Origin of the sequence: Streptomyces sp. B21-083 (genome assembly GCF_036898825.1) — a bacterium.
Lineage (GTDB): Bacteria > Actinomycetota > Actinomycetes > Streptomycetales > Streptomycetaceae > Streptomyces.
Window position 1 is genome coordinate 2,559,741 of the sequence record NZ_JARUND010000001.1, and the last position, 22,417, is coordinate 2,582,157.

At 65.3% G+C, this 22,417-nt stretch carries 11 protein-coding genes, 1 tRNA gene and 3 rRNA genes; 3 read left to right on the forward strand and 12 right to left on the reverse strand.

Translation table 11 applies throughout. The features are described from left to right. Positions 1-145 precede the first annotated feature (145 nt). Positions 146-832 carry a response regulator gene (locus QA861_RS11535; protein WP_334588257.1) on the reverse strand — a complete coding sequence of 229 codons (687 nt, stop codon included), beginning with the start codon at positions 830-832 and terminating at the stop codon, positions 146-148. A 307-nt stretch (positions 833-1,139) separates the two neighbouring features. Then, entirely contained in the window at positions 1,140-6,611 is a 5,472-nt protein-coding gene (locus tag QA861_RS11540; RefSeq protein WP_334588258.1) for a HAMP domain-containing hybrid sensor histidine kinase/response regulator, read from the reverse strand. Positions 6,612-6,928: 317 nt separating this feature from the next. Here QA861_RS11540 and QA861_RS11545 point away from each other — a divergent pair, with 317 nt between their 5' ends. Next, positions 6,929-9,673 (forward strand): SpoIIE family protein phosphatase, encoded by a 2,745-nt coding sequence (locus QA861_RS11545; RefSeq protein WP_334588259.1) that lies wholly within the window; start codon positions 6,929-6,931, stop codon positions 9,671-9,673. 55 nt (positions 9,674-9,728) lie between these two features. Here the strand turns inward: QA861_RS11545 and QA861_RS11550 are convergent. From QA861_RS11550 to thyX, 8 genes are all read right to left on the reverse strand, one after another. Further along, positions 9,729-9,804, reverse strand: a tRNA-Thr gene (locus QA861_RS11550). Between the two features lie 83 nt (positions 9,805-9,887). After that, positions 9,888-10,550, reverse strand: a complete 663-nt coding sequence (locus QA861_RS11555) for a DegT/DnrJ/EryC1/StrS family aminotransferase (protein WP_334590519.1) — start codon at positions 10,548-10,550, stop codon at positions 9,888-9,890. A 114-nt stretch (positions 10,551-10,664) separates the two neighbouring features. Next, positions 10,665-10,781, reverse strand: a 5S ribosomal RNA gene (gene rrf / locus QA861_RS11560). A 90-nt stretch (positions 10,782-10,871) separates the two neighbouring features. Further along, a 23S ribosomal RNA gene (locus tag QA861_RS11565) occupies positions 10,872-13,995 on the reverse strand. 314 nt (positions 13,996-14,309) lie between these two features. Continuing rightward, positions 14,310-15,836, reverse strand: a 16S ribosomal RNA gene (locus tag QA861_RS11570). The 16S, 23S and 5S rRNA genes sit together here, the layout of an rRNA operon. Positions 15,837-16,383: 547 nt before the next feature. Next, a complete protein-coding gene (locus tag QA861_RS11575; protein ID WP_334588260.1) occupies positions 16,384-18,069 on the reverse strand; it encodes a ribonuclease J in 1,686 nt (561 codons plus the stop codon). A 129-nt stretch (positions 18,070-18,198) separates the two neighbouring features. Then, the gene (gene dapA, locus QA861_RS11580) at positions 18,199-19,098 is read right to left on the reverse strand and encodes a 4-hydroxy-tetrahydrodipicolinate synthase (protein WP_334588261.1); all 900 of its coding nucleotides are present in this window, start codon (positions 19,096-19,098) and stop codon (positions 18,199-18,201) included. Positions 19,099-19,315: 217 nt separating this feature from the next. Beyond that, positions 19,316-20,056 carry an FAD-dependent thymidylate synthase gene (gene thyX / locus QA861_RS11585; protein WP_334588262.1) on the reverse strand — a complete coding sequence of 247 codons (741 nt, stop codon included), beginning with the start codon at positions 20,054-20,056 and terminating at the stop codon, positions 19,316-19,318. A 178-nt stretch (positions 20,057-20,234) separates the two neighbouring features. Here thyX and QA861_RS11590 point away from each other — a divergent pair, with 178 nt between their 5' ends. Beyond that, on the forward strand, positions 20,235-20,474 hold the full coding sequence (locus QA861_RS11590; RefSeq protein WP_334588263.1) for a hypothetical protein: 240 nt from the start codon (positions 20,235-20,237) through the stop codon (positions 20,472-20,474). A 127-nt stretch (positions 20,475-20,601) separates the two neighbouring features. Then, positions 20,602-21,159: an SCO5741 family PH domain-containing membrane protein gene (locus QA861_RS11595; RefSeq protein WP_334588264.1), complete on the forward strand. Its 558-nt coding sequence runs from the start codon at positions 20,602-20,604 to the stop codon at positions 21,157-21,159. 22 nt (positions 21,160-21,181) lie between these two features. On the opposite strand, the gene QA861_RS11600 is transcribed toward QA861_RS11595, so the two are convergent. Then, positions 21,182-21,640 carry a hypothetical protein gene (locus QA861_RS11600; protein ID WP_334588265.1) on the reverse strand — a complete coding sequence of 153 codons (459 nt, stop codon included), beginning with the start codon at positions 21,638-21,640 and terminating at the stop codon, positions 21,182-21,184. A gap of 8 nt (positions 21,641-21,648) precedes the next feature. Continuing rightward, a complete protein-coding gene (gene dapB / locus QA861_RS11605; protein WP_334588266.1) occupies positions 21,649-22,401 on the reverse strand; it encodes a 4-hydroxy-tetrahydrodipicolinate reductase in 753 nt (250 codons plus the stop codon). Positions 22,402-22,417: the final 16 nt, after the last annotated feature.

The window sequence follows — 22,417 nt, forward strand, 5'->3', positions numbered from 1 at the left end:
CGGTGGAGACGACAGCGGACACGTGTGCCTGCTGCTTCACCCGTTCGTGTCGCCCGTGCGTGAGCACGAAACTGACGCGTGCTCACGCGCAACCCCGCTCGATTCGCGGCGAGTTCGGTGCCAGAAGCGGCGACCGGTGCGCGGGTCAGTTCGGCGAGGGCAACGAAGGCGCCCCGCCGCCGGTACCCGGTTCGAGCGCGTCCAGAGCCCGGCGCAGGCCGGTCAGTTTGCGTTCGAGATGGGCCGCCGTGGCCACTGCCGCCGCGTCCGCCGACTCGTCGTCGAGTTGTTTGGACAACGCCTCCGCCTGCTCCTCGACGGCCGCGAGCCGCGCGGACAGTTCGGCGAGCAGACCCGCCGGCTCCTTGGCCGCGCCGACCGCCGCCCTGCCCCCGCCACCCTCCAGCTGCAGCCGCAACAGGGCAGCCTGCTCCCGGAGTTGACAGTTCTTCATGTAGAGCTCGACGAACACCGAGACCTTCGCCCGCAACACCCACGGGTCGAACGGCTTGGAGATGTAGTCCACCGCACCCGCCGCGTAACCCCGGAAGGTGTGATGTGGACCGTGGTTGATCGCGGTGAGGAAGATGATCGGGATGTCCCGGGTCCGCTCCCGCCGCTTGATGTGCGCGGCCGTTTCGAAGCCGTCCATACCCGGCATCTGCACGTCCAGCAGAATGACCGCGAAGTCGTCCGTCAGAAGTGCCTTGAGCGCTTCCTCCCCGGACGATGCCCGCACCAGTGTCTGATCCAACGCAGAGAGGATGGCCTCCAGCGCCAGCAGATTCTCCGGCCGGTCATCGACCAGGAGGATCTTGGCCTTCTGCACCATGGCCCGCCCTCCTCGCCCCGGCTTGGGGCCTCCCCTGTCCTCAGGACTTGGGGCAGCACCAGCGGGCGCCGCCCCAGGGGACGGCTCCCTTACGCCGCCCGTCCTCGTGCCGGTCATGGTAGCCGCACCCCGCCCGTCGCCACACCCTGTCACCGGGATGTCACTGTGCACGTAGCAGAAACGTAGCGGGAGACCAGAAGGTTCCCCGAATCCCGTACTTCTACACGGCTTCGGCCACACTGAGTCAGCAACTCCGCGTGAACACCTGAGGTTCCCGTTCCGGCGACGGAAACACCCAGCTCAACCGTCACTCTCCTCGCATCCACTGCTCCATCACCGACAGCAGGTGATCAGGATCGACGGGCTTGGTCACATAGTCGGAGGCCCCCGACTCGATCGCCTTCTCCCGGTCGCCCTTCATCGCCTTGGCGGTCAGCGCGATGATCGGGAGTCCGGCGAACTGCGGCATCCTGCGGATCGCCGTGGTCGTCGCGTAACCGTCCATCTCGGGCATCATGATGTCCATCAGTACGACTGTCACATCGTCGTGCTGTTCCAGGACTTCGATACCCTCCCGTCCGTTCTCCGCGTACAGCACCGACAGCCCGTGCTGCTCCAAAACGCTCGTCAGCGCGAACACGTTGCGGATGTCGTCGTCGACGATCAGCACCTTCTCGCCGTCGAACCGGATGCCTCGGCGCGGCTGCTGCGCGGCCTCCGGCTCTCCGGCCGCCCAATGGCCGTTGGCCCTGGAGGACGCGTTCAGTTCGGTCACCGACACGGCCCTGCGGCGCCGCCTGAAGAGCGCGGCGGGCCCGTTCTGCGCCTCGCGGTACGACCTCACCTCGGCCGGCGTCTCGATGTCCGCCCCGGCCAGCTCCGCCTCGGAGGCCAGCAGCTCGCCGACCTCCAGGGAGGGCGCCAGCTGCGAATAGCCCTGCGGGGGCAGTTCACTCGGGTGCAGCGGCAAATACAGCGTGAACGTCGAGCCACGGCCCGGCTCACTCTGCGCGTGGATCTCACCGCCGAGCAGCCGCGCGATCTCCCGGGAGATGGACAGCCCCAGACCCGTACCACCGTACTTGCGACTGGTCGTGCCGTCCGCCTGCTTGAACGCCTCGAAGATCACCCGCATCTTGCTGGCCGCGATCCCGATACCCGTGTCGGTCACCGAGAACGCGATCATGTCGGCGTCCGCGTCCCGCAGCGAACCCGCCTCCAGCAGTTGCTCCCTGATGGCCACCGGGACCTCCGCGCCGGCCGGCCTGATGACCAGCTCGACGGCTCCCGAGTCGGTGAACTTCACCGCGTTGGACAGCAGGTTGCGCAGCACCTGGAGCAGTCGCTGCTCGTCGGTGTGCAGCGTGGCGGGCAGATCCGGCGAGACCCGTACGGAGAAGTCGAGGCGCTTCTCCGCGGTCAGCGGACGGAAGGTGGCCTCCACGTAGTCGACGAGCTGCACGAGCGCGATACGCGTCGGGGAGACGTCCATCTTGCCCGCCTCGACCTTCGACAGGTCGAGGATGTCGTTGATCAGCTGGAGCAGGTCCGAGCCCGCCCCGTGGATCGTCTCGGCGAACTCGACCTGCTTCGGAGTGAGGTTGGTGTCCGCGTTGTCGGCGAGCAGCTTGGCGAGGATCAGCAGCGAGTTGAGCGGCGTACGCAGCTCGTGCGACATGTTGGCGAGGAACTCGCTCTTGTAGCGCATCGACACGGCGAGTTGCTCGGCGCGCTCCTCCAGGACCTGCCGCGCCTCCTCGATCTCCGTGTTCTTGACCTCGATGTCGCGGTTCTGCTGAGCCAGCAGCTCGGCCTTCTCCTCCAGCTCCGCGTTGGACGACTGAAGCGCCTTCTGCCGGTTCTCCAGCTCGGCCGAGCGCTCCCTCAACTGCTCGGTCAGCTCCTGCGAGTTCTTCAGCAGCACCTCCGTCTTGGTGTTGACGGAGATGGTGTTGACGCTGGTCGCGATCATCTCGGCGATCTGGTTGAGGAAGTCCTTCTGGATCTGCGTGAACGGCGTGAACGACGCCAGTTCGATGACACCGAGCACCTTGCCCTCGAACAGGAGCGGCAGCACGATCACCTGTGCGGGAGGCGCCTCGCCGAGCCCGGAGGAGATCTTCAGGTAGCCGCTCGGGGCGTTCTCCACCAGGATCGTGCGCTTCTCCTCGGCGGCGGTCCCGACCAGTGCCTCACCAGGCCGGAACGAGGTCGGCATGGAGCCCATGGAGTAGCCGTACGAGCCGAGCATGCGCAGTTCGTACGCGTTCTCCGGGGCGCTTGCCTGGTCCTTGCCGTTGACCGTCCGCATCGCCAGGAAGAACGCGCCGTGCTGTGCCGTGACGACAGGCGTCAGCTCGCTCATGATCAGCGAGGCCACGTCGTCCAGGTCCCGGCGGCCCTGCATGAGGGCGGAGATCCGGGCGAGGTTGCCCTTCAGCCAGTCCTGTTCCTTGTTGGCGATCGTGGTGTCGCGCAGGTTGGCGATCATCTTGTTGATGTAGTCCTGAAGTTCCTGGATCTCGCCTGAGGCGTCCACGTCGATCTTCAGGTTGAGGTCACCGCGGGTCACCGCGGTCGCCACGCGCGCGATGGCACGCACCTGCCGGGTCAGGTTCCCGGCCATCTCGTTCACCGACTCCGTGAGGTCCCGCCAGGTGCCGTCGACGTCCCGCACCCGCGCCTGGCCTCCGAGCTGGCCTTCCGTACCCACCTCCCGGGCGACCCGGGTGACCTCCTCGGCGAAGGACGACAGCTGATCGACCATCGTGTTGATCGTCGTCTTGAGCTCGAGGATCTCGCCGCGAGCGTCAATGTCGATCTTCTTCGTCAGGTCGCCCTTGGCGATGGCCGTCGTCACCATCGCGATGTTGCGCACCTGACCGGTCAGGTTGGACGCCATCCCGTTCACCGACTCGGTGAGGTCCTTCCACGTACCGGCCACACCCGGCACCCGCGCCTGTCCGCCCAGGATGCCGTCCGTACCCACCTCACGGGCCACCTTGGTGACCTGGTCGGCGAACGAACTCAGCGTCTTCACCATGGTGTTGAACGTGTCGGCGAGCTGTGCGACCTCACCGCGCGCCTCGATCGTCACCGTCCGCGTCAGGTCGCCGTTGGCGACGGCCGCCGCGACCTGGGAGATGTTCCGCACCTGCACGGTCAGGTTGTTGGCCATCAGGTTGACGTTGTCCGTGAGGTCCTTCCAGATGCCCGTGACGCCCGACGCGTGGGCCTGGCCACCGAGGATGCCCTCCGTACCCACCTCACGGGCCACCCGGGTCACCTGCTCGGCGAACGACGACAGCTGATCAACCATCGTGTTGACCGTCGTGACGAGTTCGAGAATCTCGCCCTTGGCATCCACAGTGATCTTCTTCGACAGATCACCCTTGGCGACGGCGGTCGTCACCTCGGCGATGTTGCGCACCTGGATGGTCAGGTTGTTCGCCATGAAGTTCACGGACTGCGTGAGGTCCTTCCAGGTGCCGGAGACACCCTGCACCTCGGCCTGACCGCCGAGCATGCCCTCCGTACCCACCTCACGGGCCACCCGCGTGACCTCCTGAGCGAACGACGACAGTTGATCGACCATCGTGTTCAGGGTGTTCTTGAGCTCCAGGATCTCGCCGCGCGCGTCCACGGTGATCTTCTGGGACAGATCACCACGGGCCACCGCTGTCGCCACCTGGGCGATGTTGCGCACCTGGGAGGTGAGGTTGCCGGCCATGCCGTTCACCGAGTCGGTGAGGTCGCGCCACACACCGGCGACCCCGGGCACCTGCGCCTGCCCGCCGAGCCGGCCCTCGGTACCCACGTCACGGGCGACGCGGGTCACCTGATCGGCGAAGGCCGAGAGTTGATCAACCATGGTGTTGATCGTGTTCTTCAACTCGAGGATCTCACCGCGAGCGTCCACGTCGATCTTCTGGGACAGATCACCGCGGGCCACGGCCGTCGTCACCTGGGCGATCTGCCGCACCTGGGAGGTGAGATTGCCGGCCATGAAGTTGACGGAGTCGGTGAGCTCCTTCCACGTACCGGACACACCGTCCACACGCGCCTGACCGCCGAGGCGGCCCTCCGTACCCACGTCACGGGCCATCCGCGTCACCTGGTCGGCGAAGCTCGACAGCTGGTCCACCATCGTGTTCACGGTGTTCTTCAGCTGAAGCATCTCGCCGGAGACATCGACGGTGACCTTCTGAGACAGGTCGCCGTTGGCCACGGCGGTCGTCACCTGGGCGATGTTCCTCACCTGTCCGGTGAGATTCCTGAACGCCGTGTTGACGGAGTCCGTCAGATCCTTCCAGGTACCCGCCGCACCCGGCACCTGCGCCTGGCCACCCAGCTCACCCTCGACACCGATCTCCCGCGCGACCCGAGTGACCTCGGCACCGAACGCGGACAGCTGGTCGACCATCCCGTTGACGGTGTTCTTCAGCTCCAGCATCTCGCCGGCGACCTCGACGCTGACCTTCTGCGACAGATCGCCGCTGGCTACAGCGGTCGTCACGGCGGCGATGTCCCGCACCTGGGTGGTGAGATTCCGGAAGACCGTGTTGACGGAGTCCGTCAGGTCCTTCCACGTCCCCGCCGCACCCGGCACGTTCGCCTGCCCGCCGAGCCGCCCCTCGCCACCGACCTCGTTGGCGACCCGGGTGACCTCGTCCGCGAACGTCCGCAGCGTCTCGGTCATCTGGTTGATCGTCTCGGCGAGCTGGGCGACCTCACCGCGCGCCGACACCGTCACCTTCTGCGACAGATCACCGTTGGCGACCGCGGTCGTCACCTGCGCGATCCCACGCACCTGGGCCGTCAGGTTGCCGGCCATAAGATTCACCGAATCGGTGAGGTCTTTCCATACTCCGGCCACACCAGGCACCTGCGCCTGGCCGCCGAGTTCGCCCTCCGTACCCACCTCGCGCGCGACTCGCGTCACCTCGGAGGAGAAGGACGACAGCTGATCGACCATCGTGTTGACGGTGTTCTTCAGCTCCAGCATCTCTCCGGCCACGTGAACAGTGACCTTCCGGGACAGATCACCCTTCGCGACAGCCGTCGTCACCAGCGCGATGTCCCGGACCTGCGCCGTCAGCCGGTACGCCATGGTGTTGACCGAGTCCGTGAGATCCCGCCACGAACCGGACATCCCGCGCACCTGGGCCTGACCGCCCAGCTTGCCCTCCGTACCGACCTCGCTGGCCACCCGCGTGACCTCGTCGGTGAAGGTCGACAACTGGTCGACAAGATTGTTGACCGTGCGCCCGACCTTGAGGAACTCCCCGCGCAACGGATGCCCGTTGCCGTCCGCGGCCTGCGCCCGCAGCTCCATCCGGGGCGACAGATCACCCTCCGCGACCGCGCTCAGCACCCGGCCGACCTCGGCGACGGGACGTACGAGATCGTCGACGAGCGCGTTCGACGCGTCGATCGCCACGGCCCACGAGCCCTCGCTGACACCCGCTTCCAGCCGCTCGGTCAGCTTCCCCTCGCGCCCCACCATGCGCCGTACACGCGACAATTCACCCGTCAAGTGGAGATTACGGTCGGCCACCTCGTTGAAGACCGCCGCGATCTCCGACATGACACCGTCGCCGGACACGGTGAGCCGCTTACGGAAGTTGCCGTCACGCATCGATTCCAGGGCCGACAGCAGCCTGTCCAGGGATGCTGTGTCCACCTCGGTCGTTCCATTGCGTGGTTTACGGCGGTTAGTCAGGGCCTGTCCGCCTTTCGCGCGCGTCTTAGTGCCCCGCGTCGCTGCGCCAGACTCCACTGTGTCCCTCCCGAAGGGGTCGACCGTTTCTGCTCTGCGTGCTCTGTCATCACTCGCGCGTACCCGGATGCTGCCAGCCGTCGGTAAGACCTTCTCCTGGAGCCTGCCCAGTGTTTCACCCTGTCCGAACCCGGCCATAACAGTTCGGCAGCTTCGCACACCGTCCGCACACTCTGGGGACGTAAACACTGCAGACCTGCATCCGCATGGACCGCGAAGGTAAGTAACCTTGCATACGGCTGTCCAGCCACACCGGTCCGTCCGGTCTGGGCGGTGGCACGACCACGAGCGGGCAGGCATCGGAGGGGCACCGCACCATGACCACCGGACTGCATCCAGGGGGAACACCCCAGGATCCCCGGCCGACGGGGAACCAGGCCCTGCCCCGGCAGGAACGGGTCGGCCCCGGCACGCATGCCGACAATCGGACGAGGAGTTCTGTGATCACCGCGCGCGCGTCCGCCACCTTCGACCCCGTCGGGCGATCGGTGGCGACCGCCCGTTCCTTCGTCCGCGACACCCTGCAGGGCTGGGGCTTCGCGGACATCGTCGACGACGCCGTGGTCCTCACGAGCGAACTCGTCACCAACGCCGTGATCCACGCGGGCACCTCCGCGAACGTCCTGTGTCTACGCAGTGACGACGGCGTACGCGTCGAGGTGGCCGACCGCTACCCGGAGCGGGAGATCCCTCTGCAGGGTTCGCCCGTCAACATGGGCAGCCCCGACCGGGAGGGAGGCCGCGGCCTCCAGTTGTGCGCGGCGCTGGCCGGCCGCTGGGGCGTCGAGTACACGCCCACCCAGAAACAGGTCTGGTTCCAGCTCGACCTCCCCGCGCGCGCGGTGGGCACCCGTTCCGCGGGCCCGTCCCTCCCCGCCGCCCTGCTCCCGCTGGCCGACGGCCGGGTCCGGGTCGCGGTCATCCAGATCGACCGCACCGGGTCCGTCGCGGCGTGGAACGAGGACGCCGACGAACTCTTCGGCTATTCGCCGGAGTCGGTCATCGGCAAACCCCTCACCGACCTCGCCGCCTGGCCACACACCCCCGGCACCAGCACCGGCATCGCCGAGGCCCTCCAACTCTCCCGCTGGGAGGGCAGTTACGGCATAAGGGGCGCCAGCGGCCGCGTCATCCCGGTGTACGCCTCCCACCTCCGTGTCCGCGACACGGAGGGCGAGCCCTCGACGGTCTGCCTCCTCGTACGCGACCACGAACGGGCGGTCCTGCAGACCCCGTTGCGTGGCAGTTCGTCCGACACGATGTCGAACTCCGAGGGCCAGAACACCGACCCCTTCGAGGTGTTCATCGGCTCCCCCGCCCCGGACGACCTCGACGGTCTGCTCCAGCGCACGGTGGAGCGCGCCCGCGACATGCTCGACGCGGACTCCGCCTTCCTGCTCCTGGCCACGGACGACGAAACGGAGTTGGAGGTGAGGGCCTCGACGGGCCTGCCCTCCGCCCGCCAGCGCTTCGCCCGCGTCCCGGTCGAGGTGGGCCCCGGCCGCTACGGCTCGGCCCGGATGCCGGCCGTCCACGACGACCTCTCGGCCGTCCCCGGAGCGGTCCCCCTCCTGAGCGGCACGGGCATGCGCTCGGTCGTCACGGTCCCCCTGAAGGTGGAGGGACGCCTCACCGGCTCCCTGGGCGTCGCCGCCGAGTCCCCCGGCCGCTACACGAACGAAGAGGCCCTGCGCCTCCAGTTCGCCGCCGACCGCATCGCGTTGGCCGTGGAATCGGCCCGTCTGGGCGAACTGGAACGCCTGCGCAGGGGTTCGCTCAGCTTCCTGGTCGAGGCCTCCGACCTCCTCGCGGGAACACTCGACCGCGACCAGACCCTCGCCCTCATGGCCCAGATGACGGTCCCGACCCTGGCGACCTGGTGCGCGGTCTACACGATCGCCGACCAGGCCTCGGATCCGTACCTCTCGTACGTCCTGCACGAGGACGAGGACCGCATCGACGGCCTCAAGGCCCTCCTGTCGAAGATCGCCCCGCCCGAGCCGGTCCCGACACCCGGCGCCCGCGTCTGGTCGGCCCCGGCGGCCGCGGCTCATCAGGCGGCCCTGCGCACGTCCATGCGCAGCCTGGGTCTCAACTCGCCCACCTCGGTCAGCTCCGGCATCGGCACAACTCTCGCCACGGCGGCGGCAGTCGGCGGCGAGACAGTCGTCCTGCCCCTGGTCGCCCGCAACCGCGTGATCGGCATGCTCACTCTCGGCAAGCCGACGGACGAACACTTCCGCCAGGAAATCCTGGAGCTGGCGGAGGACCTGAGCCGCCGGGCCGCCCTGGCCCTTGACAACGCCCGCCTCTACTCGGAACGCACCGCCATCAGCCAGTCCCTCCAACGCAGCCTTCTCCCGCCGGAGTTGCCGTTGATCGACGGCGTGGAGGTGGAGGTCATCTACCGCGCGGCCGGCGAGGGCAACGAGGTCGGCGGCGACTTCTACGACCTCTTCCCCATCCGCGACGGCGCCTACGGCTTCGCCATCGGCGATGTCTGCGGTACGGGCCCGGAGGCCGCAGCGGTGACGGGCCTGGCCCGCCACGCCCTCCGTCTGCTGGCGAGAGAGGGCTTCGGCGGTCCGGCGGTCCTGGAGCGCCTCAACTCGGCGATCCTCGACGAGGGAGCCCGCAGCCGCTTCCTGACCCTCCTGTACGGCGAGTTGTGGCCGCAGGAGGACGGCAGCGCCGTACTGAAGGTGGTCTGCGCCGGCCACCCGCTCCCGCTCCGTCTGCGCCAGGACGGCACGGTGGAACCGGCAGCGGAGCCCCAGCCCCTCCTGGGCGTCCTGGAGGACCTGGAGCTTTACGAGCAGACGATCACCCTCGATCCCGGAGACGTCCTGCTCTGCGTCACGGACGGCGTCACGGAACGCCGCGAGGGCACCCGCATGCTGGGCGACGACGGCCTGACGGACGTCCTGACGACCTGTACGGGCCTGACAGCAGGCGCGGTCGCGGCCCGCATCATGCGCGCCGTCGAACGCTTCGCCTCCGACGCTCCGTCCGACGACATGGCGATCCTCGCGATGCGGGTACCCGGCCTGCAGAAGGACTGACGGAACGACACAAGGCATGAAAAAGGCCCCGCCCAATTGGGCGGGGCCTTCTGCGTGGAGCCCCCCAACGGAATCGAACCGTTGACCTTCTCCTTACCATGGAGACGCTCTACCGACTGAGCTAGGGGGGCCAGTTACCTTGCAAGGTTTCCCTTGCGGCAACGAAAGAGATCATACCCCGAACAGACCCGTGCTCCCAACTACGCCCGCACGATCAGAACGCGGGCTGCAGCAGTCCTCCGAGCGAATTGCACGCGGACACGATCCGCTGCATGTCCCGCTTGGTCAACGAGGCGTCGACCGGCAGCGCCAGCGTCTCGTCGACAGCCGACTCGGTCTCGGGCAGCGAGACACAGCACCGGAACGCGGGCATGCGATGCACCGGCGCCTTCACGGGCACCCGGCAGTCAACTCCCCTGGCCCGCAAGGCCCGGGCGAAGGCATCCCGATCGGGCCGCCCGTTGCCGGGCACCCGCACGACGTACTGCTGGTAGGTGTGCCCGTCCCCGTCGTCGGGCGTGCGCACACCCCTCAGCTTCAGATCGAGAAACGCCGCGCGTTGCCGCCGCTGAGCGATCTCGTCGTACGGCGCCTCGGACTCCCCGTGCTGCAACACGAGAAGCCCGCGCCGCTGCCCGACGTCGAGGAAGCGCCCCATGTCGGCCGGCCGCCCGAAGCGATGTACGACAACGACGGCCGCCGTCCGCGGAGTTGTTGCCGCTTCGACGGCCGACGCGTCAAGACAGTAGGTCACCGGATCTATGTCGGCGAACACCGGCAGCCCACCGGCGAGGATCACCGCCTCGGCGACTTCCACGTTTCCGTAGGCCGGTACGACGACCTCGTCACCGACTCCGACGCCGGCGGCCCTGAGCATTGCAGCAGTACCCATGCCATGGATGTTGGGCGCGAGACGTGAACGTCAAGTGACGCACAACAAAAAAGGGTTGGACCCCGAACCGAAGTTCAGGATCCAACCCTTTCAATATTTGTTCGGCGGTGTCCTACTCTCCCACAGGGTCCCCCCTGCAGTACCATCGGCGCTGTGAGGCTTAGCTTCCGGGTTCGGAATGTAACCGGGCGTTTCCCTCACGCTATGACCACCGAAACACGGTGAAACACATATCAACCGCACCACCCGTGACCTTGGGCGGGGTTGTTCGTGGTTTCAGAACCAACACAGTGGACGCGAGCAACTGAGGACAAGCCCTCGGCCTATTAGTACCAGTCACCTCCACCCGTTACCGGGCTTCCAGATCTGGCCTATCAACCCAGTCGTCTACTGGGAGCCTTACCCCATCTAGTGGGTGGGAACACTCATCTTGAAGCAGGCTTCCCGCTTAGATGCTTTCAGCGGTTATCCCTCCCGAACGTAGCCAACCAGCCATGCCCTTGGCAGGACAACTGGCACACCAGAGGTTCGTCCGTCCCGGTCCTCTCGTACTAGGGACAGCCCTTCTCAATGTTCCTGCGCGCGCAGCGGATAGGGACCGAACTGTCTCACGACGTTCTAAACCCAGCTCGCGTACCGCTTTAATGGGCGAACAGCCCAACCCTTGGGACCGACTCCAGCCCCAGGATGCGACGAGCCGACATCGAGGTGCCAAACCATCCCGTCGATATGGACTCTTGGGGAAGATCAGCCTGTTATCCCCGGGGTACCTTTTATCCGTTGAGCGACGGCGCTTCCACAAGCCACCGCCGGATCACTAGTCCCGACTTTCGTCCCTGCTCGACCCGTCGGTCTCACAGTCAAGCTCCCTTGTGCACTTACACTCAACACCTGATTGCCAACCAGGCTGAGGGAACCTTTGGGCGCCTCCGTTACTCTTTAGGAGGCAACCGCCCCAGTTAAACTACCCATCAGACACTGTCCCTGATCCGGATCACGGACCCAGGTTAGACATCCAGCACGACCAGACTGGTATTTCAACGACGACTCCACAAACACTGGCGTGCCCGCTTCAAAGTCTCCCAGCTATCCTACACAAGCCGAACCGAACACCAATATCAAACTATAGTAAAGGTCCCGGGGTCTTTCCGTCCTGCTGCGCGAAACGAGCATCTTTACTCGTAGTGCAATTTCACCGGGCCTATGGTTGAGACAGTCGAGAAGTCGTTACGCCATTCGTGCAGGTCGGAACTTACCCGACAAGGAATTTCGCTACCTTAGGATGGTTATAGTTACCACCGCCGTTTACTGGCGCTTAAGTTCTCAGCTTCGCCCAACCGAAGTTGGACTAACCGGTCCCCTTAACGTTCCAGCACCGGGCAGGCGTCAGTCCGTATACATCGCCTTACGGCTTCGCACGGACCTGTGTTTTTAGTAAACAGTCGCTTCTCGCTGGTCTCTGCGGCCACCCCCAGCTCGGAGAGTAAATCTCCTCACCAGTGATGGCCCCCCTTCTCCCGAAGTTACGGGGGCATTTTGCCGAGTTCCTTAACCATAGTTCACCCGAACGCCTCGGTATTCTCTACCTGACCACCTGAGTCGGTTTAGGGTACGGGCCGCCATGAAACTCGCTAGAGGCTTTTCTCGACAGCATAGGATCATCCACTTCACCACAATCGGCTCGGCATCAGGTCTCAGACTATGTGGTGTGCGGATTTGCCTACACACCGTCCTACACCCTTACCCCGGGACAACCACCGCCCGGGATGGACTACCTTCCTGCGTCACCCCATCACTCACCTACTGCAGGTCTGGTCCGTCGGCTCCACCACTCCCCCTTGCCCGAAGGCTCCGGGGCGGCTTCACGGACTTAGCATCGCCTGGTTCAATGTTTGACGCTTCACAGCGGGTACCGGAATATCAACCGGTTATCCATCGACTACGCCTGTCGGCCTCGCCTTAGGTCCCGACTTACCCTGGGCAGATCAGCTTGACCCAGGAACCCTTAGTCAATCGGCGCACACGTTTCCCACGTGTGTATCGCTACTCATGCCTGCATTCTCACTCGTGAACCGTCCACCACTAGCTTCCGCTGCAGCTTCACCCGGCACACGACGCTCCCCTACCCATCCCAGCCCCCGTTGGGGGTATGTGCTGGAATGACACGACTTCGGCGGTACGCTTGAGCCCCGCTACATTGTCGGCGCGGAATCACTAGACCAGTGAGCTATTACGCACTCTTTCAAGGGTGGCTGCTTCTAAGCCAACCTCCTGGTTGTCTGTGCGACTCCACATCCTTTCCCACTTAGCGTACGCTTAGGGGCCTTAGTCGATGCTCTGGGCTGTTTCCCTCTCGACCATGGAGCTTATCCCCCACAGTCTCACTGCCGTGCTCTCACTTACCGGCATTCGGAGTTTGGCTAAGGTCAGTAACCCGGTAGGGCCCATCGCCTATCCAGTGCTCTACCTCCGGCAAGAAACACACGACGCTGCACCTAAATGCATTTCGGGGAGAACCAGCTATCACGGAGTTTGATTGGCCTTTCACCCCTAACCACAGGTCATCCCCCAGGTTTTCAACCCTGGTGGGTTCGGTCCTCCACGAAGTCTTACCTCCGCTTCAACCTGCCCATGGCTAGATCACTCCGCTTCGGGTCTTGAGCGCGCTACTAAATCGCCCTATTCGGACTCGCTTTCGCTACGGCTTCCCCACACGGGTTAACCTCGCAACACACCGCAAACTCGCAGGCTCATTCTTCAAAAGGCACGCAGTCACGACCCACAGAGTAAACTCTGTGAGCGACGCTCCCACGGCTTGTAGGCACACGGTTTCAGGTACTATTTCACTCCGCTCCCGCGGTACTTTTCACCATTCCCTCACGGTACTATCCGCTATCGGTCACCAGGGAATATTTAGGCTTAACGGGTGGTCCCGCCAGATTCACACGGGATTTCTCGGGCCCCGTGCTACTTGGGTGTCTCTCAAACGAGCCGTTGATGTTTCGACTACGGGGGTCTTACCCTCTACGCCGGACCTTTCGCATGTCCTTCGCCTACATCAACGGTTTCTGACTCGCCTCACAGCCGGCAGACTGTGAAAGAGAGATCCCACAACCCCGCATACGCAACCCCTGCCGGGTCTCACACGTATACGGTTTGGCCTCATCCGGTTTCGCTCGCCACTACTCCCGGAATCACGGTTGTTTTCTCTTCCTGCGGGTACTGAGATGTTTCACTTCCCCGCGTTCCCTCCACACACCCTATGTGTTCAGATGTGGGTGACAGCCCATGACGACTGCCGGGTTTCCCCATTCGGAAACCCCCGGATCAAAGCCTGGTTGACGACTCCCCGGGGACTATCGTGGCCTCCCACGTCCTTCATCGGTTCCTGGTGCCAAGGCATCCACCGTGCGCCCTTAAAAACTTGGCCACAGATGCTCGCGTCCACTGTGCAGTTCTCAAACAACGACCAACCACCCACCACCCCACCCTGACGGGCGAGTTCACTGGGGCCGGCACTGAAGACACAACCTCACGGCCATACCCTCAGACACCCAACAGCGTGCCCGACACCCTTTGCCGCTTCCCTCATCGTTCCACGCCCCGAAGGACAGTACTGGAAGGAGAAGACAGTCAAGAGTGCCGAATAATCAACGTTCCACCCATGAGCAACCACCGCCGGACGTATGCCGACGTAATGGCCCTGGACCACCAAGCTTGCTTGGCGGCCTAGATGCTCCTTAGAAAGGAGGTGATCCAGCCGCACCTTCCGGTACGGCTACCTTGTTACGACTTCGTCCCAATCGCCAGTCCCACCTTCGACAGCTCCCTCCCCGTGAGGGGTTGGGCCACCGGCTTCGGGTGTTACCGACTTTCGTGACGTGACGGGCGGTGTGTACAAGGCCCGGGAACGTATTCACCGCAGCAATGCTGATCTGCGATTACTAGCAACTCCGACTTCATGGGGTCGAGTTGCAGACCCCAATCCGAACTGAGACCGGCTTTTTGAGATTCGCTCCGCCTCACGGCATCGCAGCTCATTGTACCGGCCATTGTAGCACGTGTGCAGCCCAAGACATAAGGGGCATGATGACTTGACGTCGTCCCCACCTTCCTCCGAGTTGACCCCGGCAGTCTCCTGTGAGTCCCCATCACCCCGAAGGGCATGCTGGCAACACAGAACAAGGGTTGCGCTCGTTGCGGGACTTAACCCAACATCTCACGACACGAGCTGACGACAGCCATGCACCACCTGTACACCGACCACAAGGGGGCACCCATCTCTGGATGTTTCCGGTGTATGTCAAGCCTTGGTAAGGTTCTTCGCGTTGCGTCGAATTAAGCCACATGCTCCGCTGCTTGTGCGGGCCCCCGTCAATTCCTTTGAGTTTTAGCCTTGCGGCCGTACTCCCCAGGCGGGGAACTTAATGCGTTAGCTGCGGCACCGACGACGTGGAATGTCGCCAACACCTAGTTCCCACCGTTTACGGCGTGGACTACCAGGGTATCTAATCCTGTTCGCTCCCCACGCTTTCGCTCCTCAGCGTCAGTAATGGCCCAGAGATCCGCCTTCGCCACCGGTGTTCCTCCTGATATCTGCGCATTTCACCGCTACACCAGGAATTCCGATCTCCCCTACCACACTCTAGTCTGCCCGTATCGAATGCAGACCCGGGGTTAAGCCCCGGGCTTTCACATCCGACGCGACAGACCGCCTACGAGCTCTTTACGCCCAATAATTCCGGACAACGCTTGCGCCCTACGTATTACCGCGGCTGCTGGCACGTAGTTAGCCGGCGCTTCTTCTGCAGGTACCGTCACTTTCGCTTCTTCCCTGCTGAAAGAGGTTTACAACCCGAAGGCCGTCATCCCTCACGCGGCGTCGCTGCATCAGGCTTTCGCCCATTGTGCAATATTCCCCACTGCTGCCTCCCGTAGGAGTCTGGGCCGTGTCTCAGTCCCAGTGTGGCCGGTCGCCCTCTCAGGCCGGCTACCCGTCGTCGCCTTGGTGAGCCACTACCTCACCAACAAGCTGATAGGCCGCGGGCTCATCCTGCACCGCCGGAGCTTTTAACCCACCCCCATGCGAGGAAAGATATTATCCGGTATTAGACCCCGTTTCCAGGGCTTGTCCCAGAGTGCAGGGCAGATTGCCCACGTGTTACTCACCCGTTCGCCACTAATCCACCCCGAAAGGCTTCATCGTTCGACTTGCATGTGTTAAGCACGCCGCCAGCGTTCGTCCTGAGCCAGGATCAAACTCTCCGTGAATGTTTACTCGGCCAGTAAATTAATACAGCCGGCGCACACACACGAGAGCGGAACAGTCAAGCGGAATAAGCCCGACCGTTCACAGCGTCCTCGCTGTGTTTGTGTTACTTCAAAGGAACCTCAACCCACAGATAACTCTGTGAGCCGGGGTATCAACAAATCTGGCGTTGATTTTTGGCACGCTGTTGAGTTCTCAAGGAACGGACGCTTCCTTCGTACTCACCCAAGAGACTCTCTCAGGCTTTCCTCCGGGCAGTTTCCCTTCGGTCTTGCGTTTCCGACTCTATCAGACCGTTTCCGTATCCGATTTCCTCGGTGCTTTCCAGGTTTCCGCTTTCGCGTTTCCCTTTCCGGCGACTCCGACTTTATCAGAAGTTCTGAGTCGGAATTTCCGCCCCGCTCGGGTTGGTCCCTGGCCATCAGTTGAGCCGGGTTCCCTCGCTGGCGGAGCCGTAAACGTACTGGAGCGGGGCTCCTCGATGCAAATCGAGGAGCCCCGCTCCAAGTTCACGCGTACGAAGGCCAGCTCAGGTGCCCTCCGTGCCCGTCAGACCTCCACGACGACCGGGAGGATCATCGGGCGCCGGCGGTAGGTGTCCGACACCCATTTGCCCAGTGTGCGACGGATGAGTTGCTGCATCTGGTGGGGCTCCACCACTCCGTCCTGCGCCGACCGCTGGAGGACCTCGGCGATCCTCGGAACGACGTCGACGAAGGCGGAGTCCTCGATGCCCGAACCACGGGCCTGGATGTGCGGGCCACCCGTGATCTTGCCCGTCGACGAGTCCATCACCACGAAGACCGAGATGATGCCCTCGTCTCCGAGGATCCTGCGGTCCTTCAGCGCCGGTTCGCCCACGTCGCCGACCGAGAGGCCGTCGACGTACACGTAACCCGCCTGGACCTTGCCGGAGATCTTCGCCTTGCCCTCGATCAGGTCGACGACCACGCCGTCCTCGGCGATGACGATCCGGTCGTGTGGGACGCCTGTCATGGCGCCCAGCTCGGCGTTGGCCCGAAGGTGGCGCCATTCGCCGTGCACCGGCATCAGGTTGCGCGGCTTGCAGATGTTGTAGAAGTACAGGAGCTCGCCGGCCGAGGCGTGGCCGGAGACGTGCACCTTGGCGTTGCCCTTGTGGACGACCTTCGCGCCCCAGCGTGTCAGGCCGTTGATCACGCGGTAGACCGCGTTCTCGTTGCCCGGGATCAAGGACGAGGCCAGGATCACGGTGTCGCCCTGGACGATGCGGATCTGGTGGTCCCTGTTGGCCATGCGGGACAGCGCGGCCATCGGCTCGCCCTGGGAGCCCGTGCAGACCAGCACGACCTGGTGGTCCGGCAGGTCGTCCAGGGTCTTGACGTCCACGACGAGGCCCGGTGGGACCTTCAGATATCCCAGGTCCCGGGCGATGCCCATGTTGCGGACCATCGAGCGGCCGACGAAGGCGACCCTGCGGCCGTATTCGTGGGCCGCGTCCAGGATCTGCTGGATGCGGTGGATGTGGCTGGCGAAGCTCGCCACGATGACTCGCTTGCCGGCGCCCGCGAAGACCTGGCGCAGCACGTTCGAGATGTCCCGCTCGGGCGGAACGAAACCCGGGACCTCGGCGTTCGTCGAGTCGGAGAGGAGAAGGTCGATGCCCTCTTCGCTCAGCCGCGCGAAAGCGTGCAGGTCGGTGAGGCGGCCGTCGAGCGGGAGCTGGTCCATCTTGAAGTCGCCGGTGTGGACCACCATGCCCGCAGGGGTGCGGATGGCGACCGCGAGGGCGTCCGGAATGGAGTGGTTGACCGCGATGAACTCGCAGTCGAAGGGGCCGATGCGCTCACGGTTCCCCTCCGTCACCTCGAGGGTGTACGGGCGGATGCGGTGCTCCTGGAGCTTCGCCTCGATGAACGCGAGGGTCAGCTTGGAGCCGATCAGCGGGAGGTCCGGCTTCTCCCGCAGGAGGTAGGGGACGGCACCGATGTGGTCCTCGTGGCCGTGCGTGAGGACGATGCCCTCGATGTCGTCGAGACGATCTCTGATGGACGTGAAGTCCGGCAGGATCAGGTCGATTCCGGGCTGCTCCTCCTCTGGGAAGAGCACGCCACAGTCGACGATCAGCAGGCGACCGCCGTACTCGAAGACGGTCATGTTGCGGCCGATCTCACCGAGGCCGCCCAGCGGGGTGACCCGCAGGCCGCCCTCCGGGAGCTTCGGCGGGGCGCCGAGTTCAGGATGCGGATGACTCAAAAGACTCTCCTCACCACGCACGCCACGTACCGGCAAGGCACGTGGCGCGCATGACGTTCATGCAAAAGCAGTTGTTGGATGTGGACTGCGGACACGGATGTCCCGCGTATTCAGTTGTGAAGTCTGGTGTCAGAGCTGTACCCCGCCTGCGGCAAGATCGATCTTGAGCTGGGCGATCTCGTCGGCCGACAGCTCGACCATGGGTGCGCGCAGCGGTCCGGCGGGCAGGCCCTGGAGGGCGAGCGCCGCCTTCGTGGTCATGACGCCCTGGGTACGGAACATGCCCGTGAATACCGGGAGCAGCTTCTGGTGGATCTCGGTGGCCTTCTGGACCTCGCCGGCGGCGTACGCCTCCACCAGGGTGCGCAGCTCCGGTGTGACGACGTGACCGACGACCGACACGAAGCCGACCGCGCCCACGGACAGGAGCGGCAGGTTCAGCATGTCGTCGCCCGAGTACCAGGCGAGGCCCGAGCGGGCGATGGCCCAGCTCGCTCGGCCGAGGTCGCCCTTGGCGTCCTTGTTGGCGACGATCCGGGGGTGCTCGGCGAGTCGGACGATCGTCTCGGTGCTGATCGGGACGCCGCTGCGGCCGGGGATGTCGTACAGCATGACCGGGAGTTCGGTGGCGTCGGCGATGGCCGTGAAGTGCCGGTACAGGCCCTCTTGCGGGGGCTTGTTGTAGTACGGCGTCACCGTCAGGAGGCCGTGCGCGCCGGTCTTCTCCGCGGCGCGGGCCAGTTCGATGCTGTGGTGGGTGTCGTTCGTGCCGACGCCCGCGATGATGTGGGCCCGCTCGCCGACGGCCTCCAGTACGGCTCGTACGAGGTCCGATTTCTCCGCGTCGCTGGTGGTCGGGGACTCGCCGGTGGTGCCGTTGATGACCAGGCCGTCGTTGCCTGCGTCCACCAGGTGGGTGGCGAGCCGCTGTGCGCCGTCGAGGTCGAGCGCGCCGTCCGCCGTGAACGGCGTGACCATGGCGGTGAGGACCCTCCCGAAGGGGGTCTGCGGAGTGGAGGTCGGAGCCATGGGTACCACGCTACTCGGTGCGCAGGGCGCGGTCTGCCCTAGGGGTGCGGGGAAAGTCATGACAAAGATGGAACCCGGCACTGCCTGCTCGGGGGTTCAAGCAGTGCCGGGTCCGTTTGATCAGGCTAGATGAACCTCTCTAAATACCGCAATACGGACACTTCGCGAGGCTGATCCGCACATCTGTGCCTGGTGGTGCGACGTGCGTGCGTCTGCCTTAAGGTGCCACCCTGCCGTTCGCGTTGAAGGCCGCGTGGGTCAGCGGCATGAGCCTCGCCCACTCCGCCTCCATCTTCTCGCCGACCATCTCGATCTCCCGCTGCGGGAACGACGGCACCTTCGCCAGCTCGTGCTGGGTGCGCAGGCCGAGGAAGTGCATCAGTGAGCGCGCGTTGCAGGTGGCGTACATGGACGAGTACAGGCCGACCGGGAGGACCGCGCGGGCGACCTCGCGGGCGGCGCCCTCGGCCAGCAGCTTCTGGTAGGTCCGGTACGCCTGGCGGTACGAGTCCTCCATGGCGTGGCCCACGAGTTCGTGCTGCTCAGGGGTGCCCTCGACGAAGACGTACTTGCCCGGTCGCCCCTTCTGGACGAGCTTGCGCGACGTGTCCGGCACGTAGAACACGGGCTGCAGCTCCCTGTACCGGCCGGATTCCTCGTTGTACGACCACCCCACGCGGTGTCGCATGAACTCGCGGAAGACGAAGATCGGGGCGCTGATGAAGAACGTCATGGAGTTGTGCTCGAACGGGCTGCCGTGCCGGTCTCGCATGAGGTAGTTGATCAACCCCGTCGAGCGCTCCGGGTCCTTGCCCAACTCGTCCAGGGACTGCTCCCCGACGGTCGACACACGGGCCGCGAACAGTACGTCGGAGTCGGCCGCGCTGTGTTTGACCAGCTCGACGGCCACCTCGCTGCGCAGGTCGATCTTGAACTCGTCGTCGGGGGTGGGGCTCACGGTCTGGAGGGTCCTTCCCATCTCGTCACTTGGCGACGCCACTCTACGACCCACCAAACGGGACGTTCACCATCGTCAGCGAGTTAAGTCGGCGAAAACGGGCACCGATTGAGGCATTCGTTCGTCTGTCTGTACAGACAGCAGAGATCAGTTCGACACCGCAAGGAGAAGCCGCCCCATGTTCCGTCGGCGCGAGCCCGTCCCGTTCGCCTTCATCGCCGAAGCCGACAAGTTCCGCAGCAATGTCGCTCCCCCGCCCCGTGAGCGCGCGTCCGCCGGTGACATAGCCGGGCGCTGGCTCCTGGGGCTCACCATCGTCGCCGGGCTCGTGGGCTCCCTGGTCCTCGGGATGCCCGCGCTGTCGGTCGACCAGTCCGCAGGGCACACCCCGCAGTCCGAGGCGGCCGACAGCCGTTGAGGGCCGCCGGGCTGCGGCCGAATGGCGTGGTCCCGCCCTCCTCGGGCCCCCGAGGCTGGTGACCGGGCAGCCGCCTGGATAACCTCACCGGGCACAGCCCGCGCATGGAACTGAGTGAGGACCAGCCGTGCCCCTGCCCTTCCTGACGGCCGACCACGCCTCCGACGAGGCCGTGGCCGGTCACGCGCTGCCGTTCGACGACCGTGACCGCTGGCGGCGCCCCTACCGGCCCGGCCCGTGGCGGGTCGGTGCGGCGGCGCTTCTGCTGCTGCTCGCCTCGTATGTACTGTTCGCGGCGGTCATCATCGCGGCCACCGGCGAGTTTCCCGGTGGCGCCGTGTGTCTCGGCGTCGCGCTGGCCGTCATCGCCGTGGCCATGCGGTTGCTGCGCACAGGGGTGTGGGTGAGCGCGTACGGGCTGCGGCGGGTGGGATTTCTCGGGACGCGGACGACGCGCTGGGAAAAGGTCGTCGCCGTGCGGACGGTGCAGCAGCCGGTGCGCTGGCTCGGTCTGCCGCGCACCGTGCAGGGGCAGGCGCTGCTCCTCGTACGGCGGGACCGGGCCGCTGACGACCTGGCACCGCTGCTGGCCACGCACAGCGCCGACTTCCTGGGCCGTACGGAGGCGTTCGACCGGGCTGCGGACAGCGTCGAGGCGTGGGCCGCGGAGTTCGGCCGGGGTTAGGCGCCGGGGCGCGGACCAGGGTTCAGGCGGTCTGGGCCGGGGACTTGCCGGCGTGGAGGGCGATCGCGCGTTGCATCGCCTTGCGGGCACGCGGTGTGTCGCGGGCGTCGTGGTAGGCGACGGCGAGGCGGAACCAGTTGCGCCAGTCGTCGGGGGCCGACTCCGTCTCGGCCTTGCGCCTGGCGAAGACCTCGTCGGCCGAGTCGCGGTCGATCCGGCCGCTCGGGGTACGCCTCAACTCGTCGACGGGCAGGCCGCCCTCGGCTTCGAGTTCGGCGGCGAGACGGTTGGCGCCGCGGACGAACTGCGTGTTCTTCCAGAGGAACCACACGCCGATCCCGGGCAGGATCAGGACCGCCACACCGAAGGTGACGGTCAGGAGCGTGCCGGTCCGTATGAGCAGGATCCCGCGGCTGCCGACCAGGACGAAGTAGAAGACCAGGACGACGGCCGTGAGGGCATAGGTGAGTTTCGCGCGCATGACGTCTTTCAGCCGAGGTCGAGGAAGTGTTCCAGGCCGAAGGTGAGGCCCGGGGTGTCCACGACGCGGCGCGCGCCGAGCAGGATGCCCGGCATGAAGCTGCTGTGGTGGAGCGAGTCGTGGCGGACGGTCAGTGTCTCGCCCTCGCCGCCCAGCAGGACCTCCTGGTGGGCCAGTAGGCCGCGCAGGCGTACGGAGTGCACGGGCACCCCGTCGACGTCCGCGCCCCGGGCGCCGTCCAGCGCCGTCACCGTGGCGTCCGGCGCCGGAGCCGAACCCGCCCTGGCCCGGGCCTCGGCGATCAGCTGCGCCGTACGCGCCGCGGTGCCGCTGGGCGCGTCCACCTTGTTCGGGTGGTGCAGCTCGATGACCTCGACCGACTCGAAGTAGGGCGCCGCGATCTGCGCGAACTTCATGGTCAGTACGGCCCCGATGGAGAAGTTGGGCGCGATGAGCACGCCCGTCTCCGGGAACTGGGCCAGCCAGCCGGTGAGCTGCGCGAGGCGTTCGTCGGTCCAGCCGGTGGTGCCGACGACCGCGTGGATGCCGTGGCGCACGCAGAAGTCGAGGTTGCCCATCACCGAGGCGGGGGTGGTCAGTTCGACCGCGACCTGGGCACCGGTGTCGGCGAGCGTCTCCAGTTTGTCGCCCCGGCCGAGGGCCGCGACCAGTTCCATGTCCTCGGCGGCCTCGACCGCCCGTACCGCCTCGGCCCCGATACGGCCGTTGGCGCCGAGGACCGCCACGCGCAGCTTGCTCATCTTCTTGCTTCCTTAC

Bases quoted from the DNA above. Each gene is read 5' to 3' on its own strand.
- QA861_RS11535 (WP_334588257.1), bottom strand. From the start codon at position 832: ATGGTGCAGAAGGCCAAGATCCTCCTGGTCGATGACCGGCCGGAGAAT.
- QA861_RS11545 (WP_334588259.1), top strand. From the start codon at position 6,929: ATGACCACCGGACTGCATCCAGGGGGAACACCCCAGGATCCCCGGCCG.
- QA861_RS11555 (WP_334590519.1), bottom strand. From the start codon at position 10,550: ATGCTCAGGGCCGCCGGCGTCGGAGTCGGTGACGAGGTCGTCGTACCG.
- dapA (WP_334588261.1), bottom strand. From the start codon at position 19,098: ATGGCTCCGACCTCCACTCCGCAGACCCCCTTCGGGAGGGTCCTCACC.
- QA861_RS11590 (WP_334588263.1), top strand. From the start codon at position 20,235: ATGTTCCGTCGGCGCGAGCCCGTCCCGTTCGCCTTCATCGCCGAAGCC.
- QA861_RS11600 (WP_334588265.1), bottom strand. From the start codon at position 21,640: ATGCGCGCGAAACTCACCTATGCCCTCACGGCCGTCGTCCTGGTCTTC.
- dapB (WP_334588266.1), bottom strand. From the start codon at position 22,401: ATGAGCAAGCTGCGCGTGGCGGTCCTCGGCGCCAACGGCCGTATCGGG.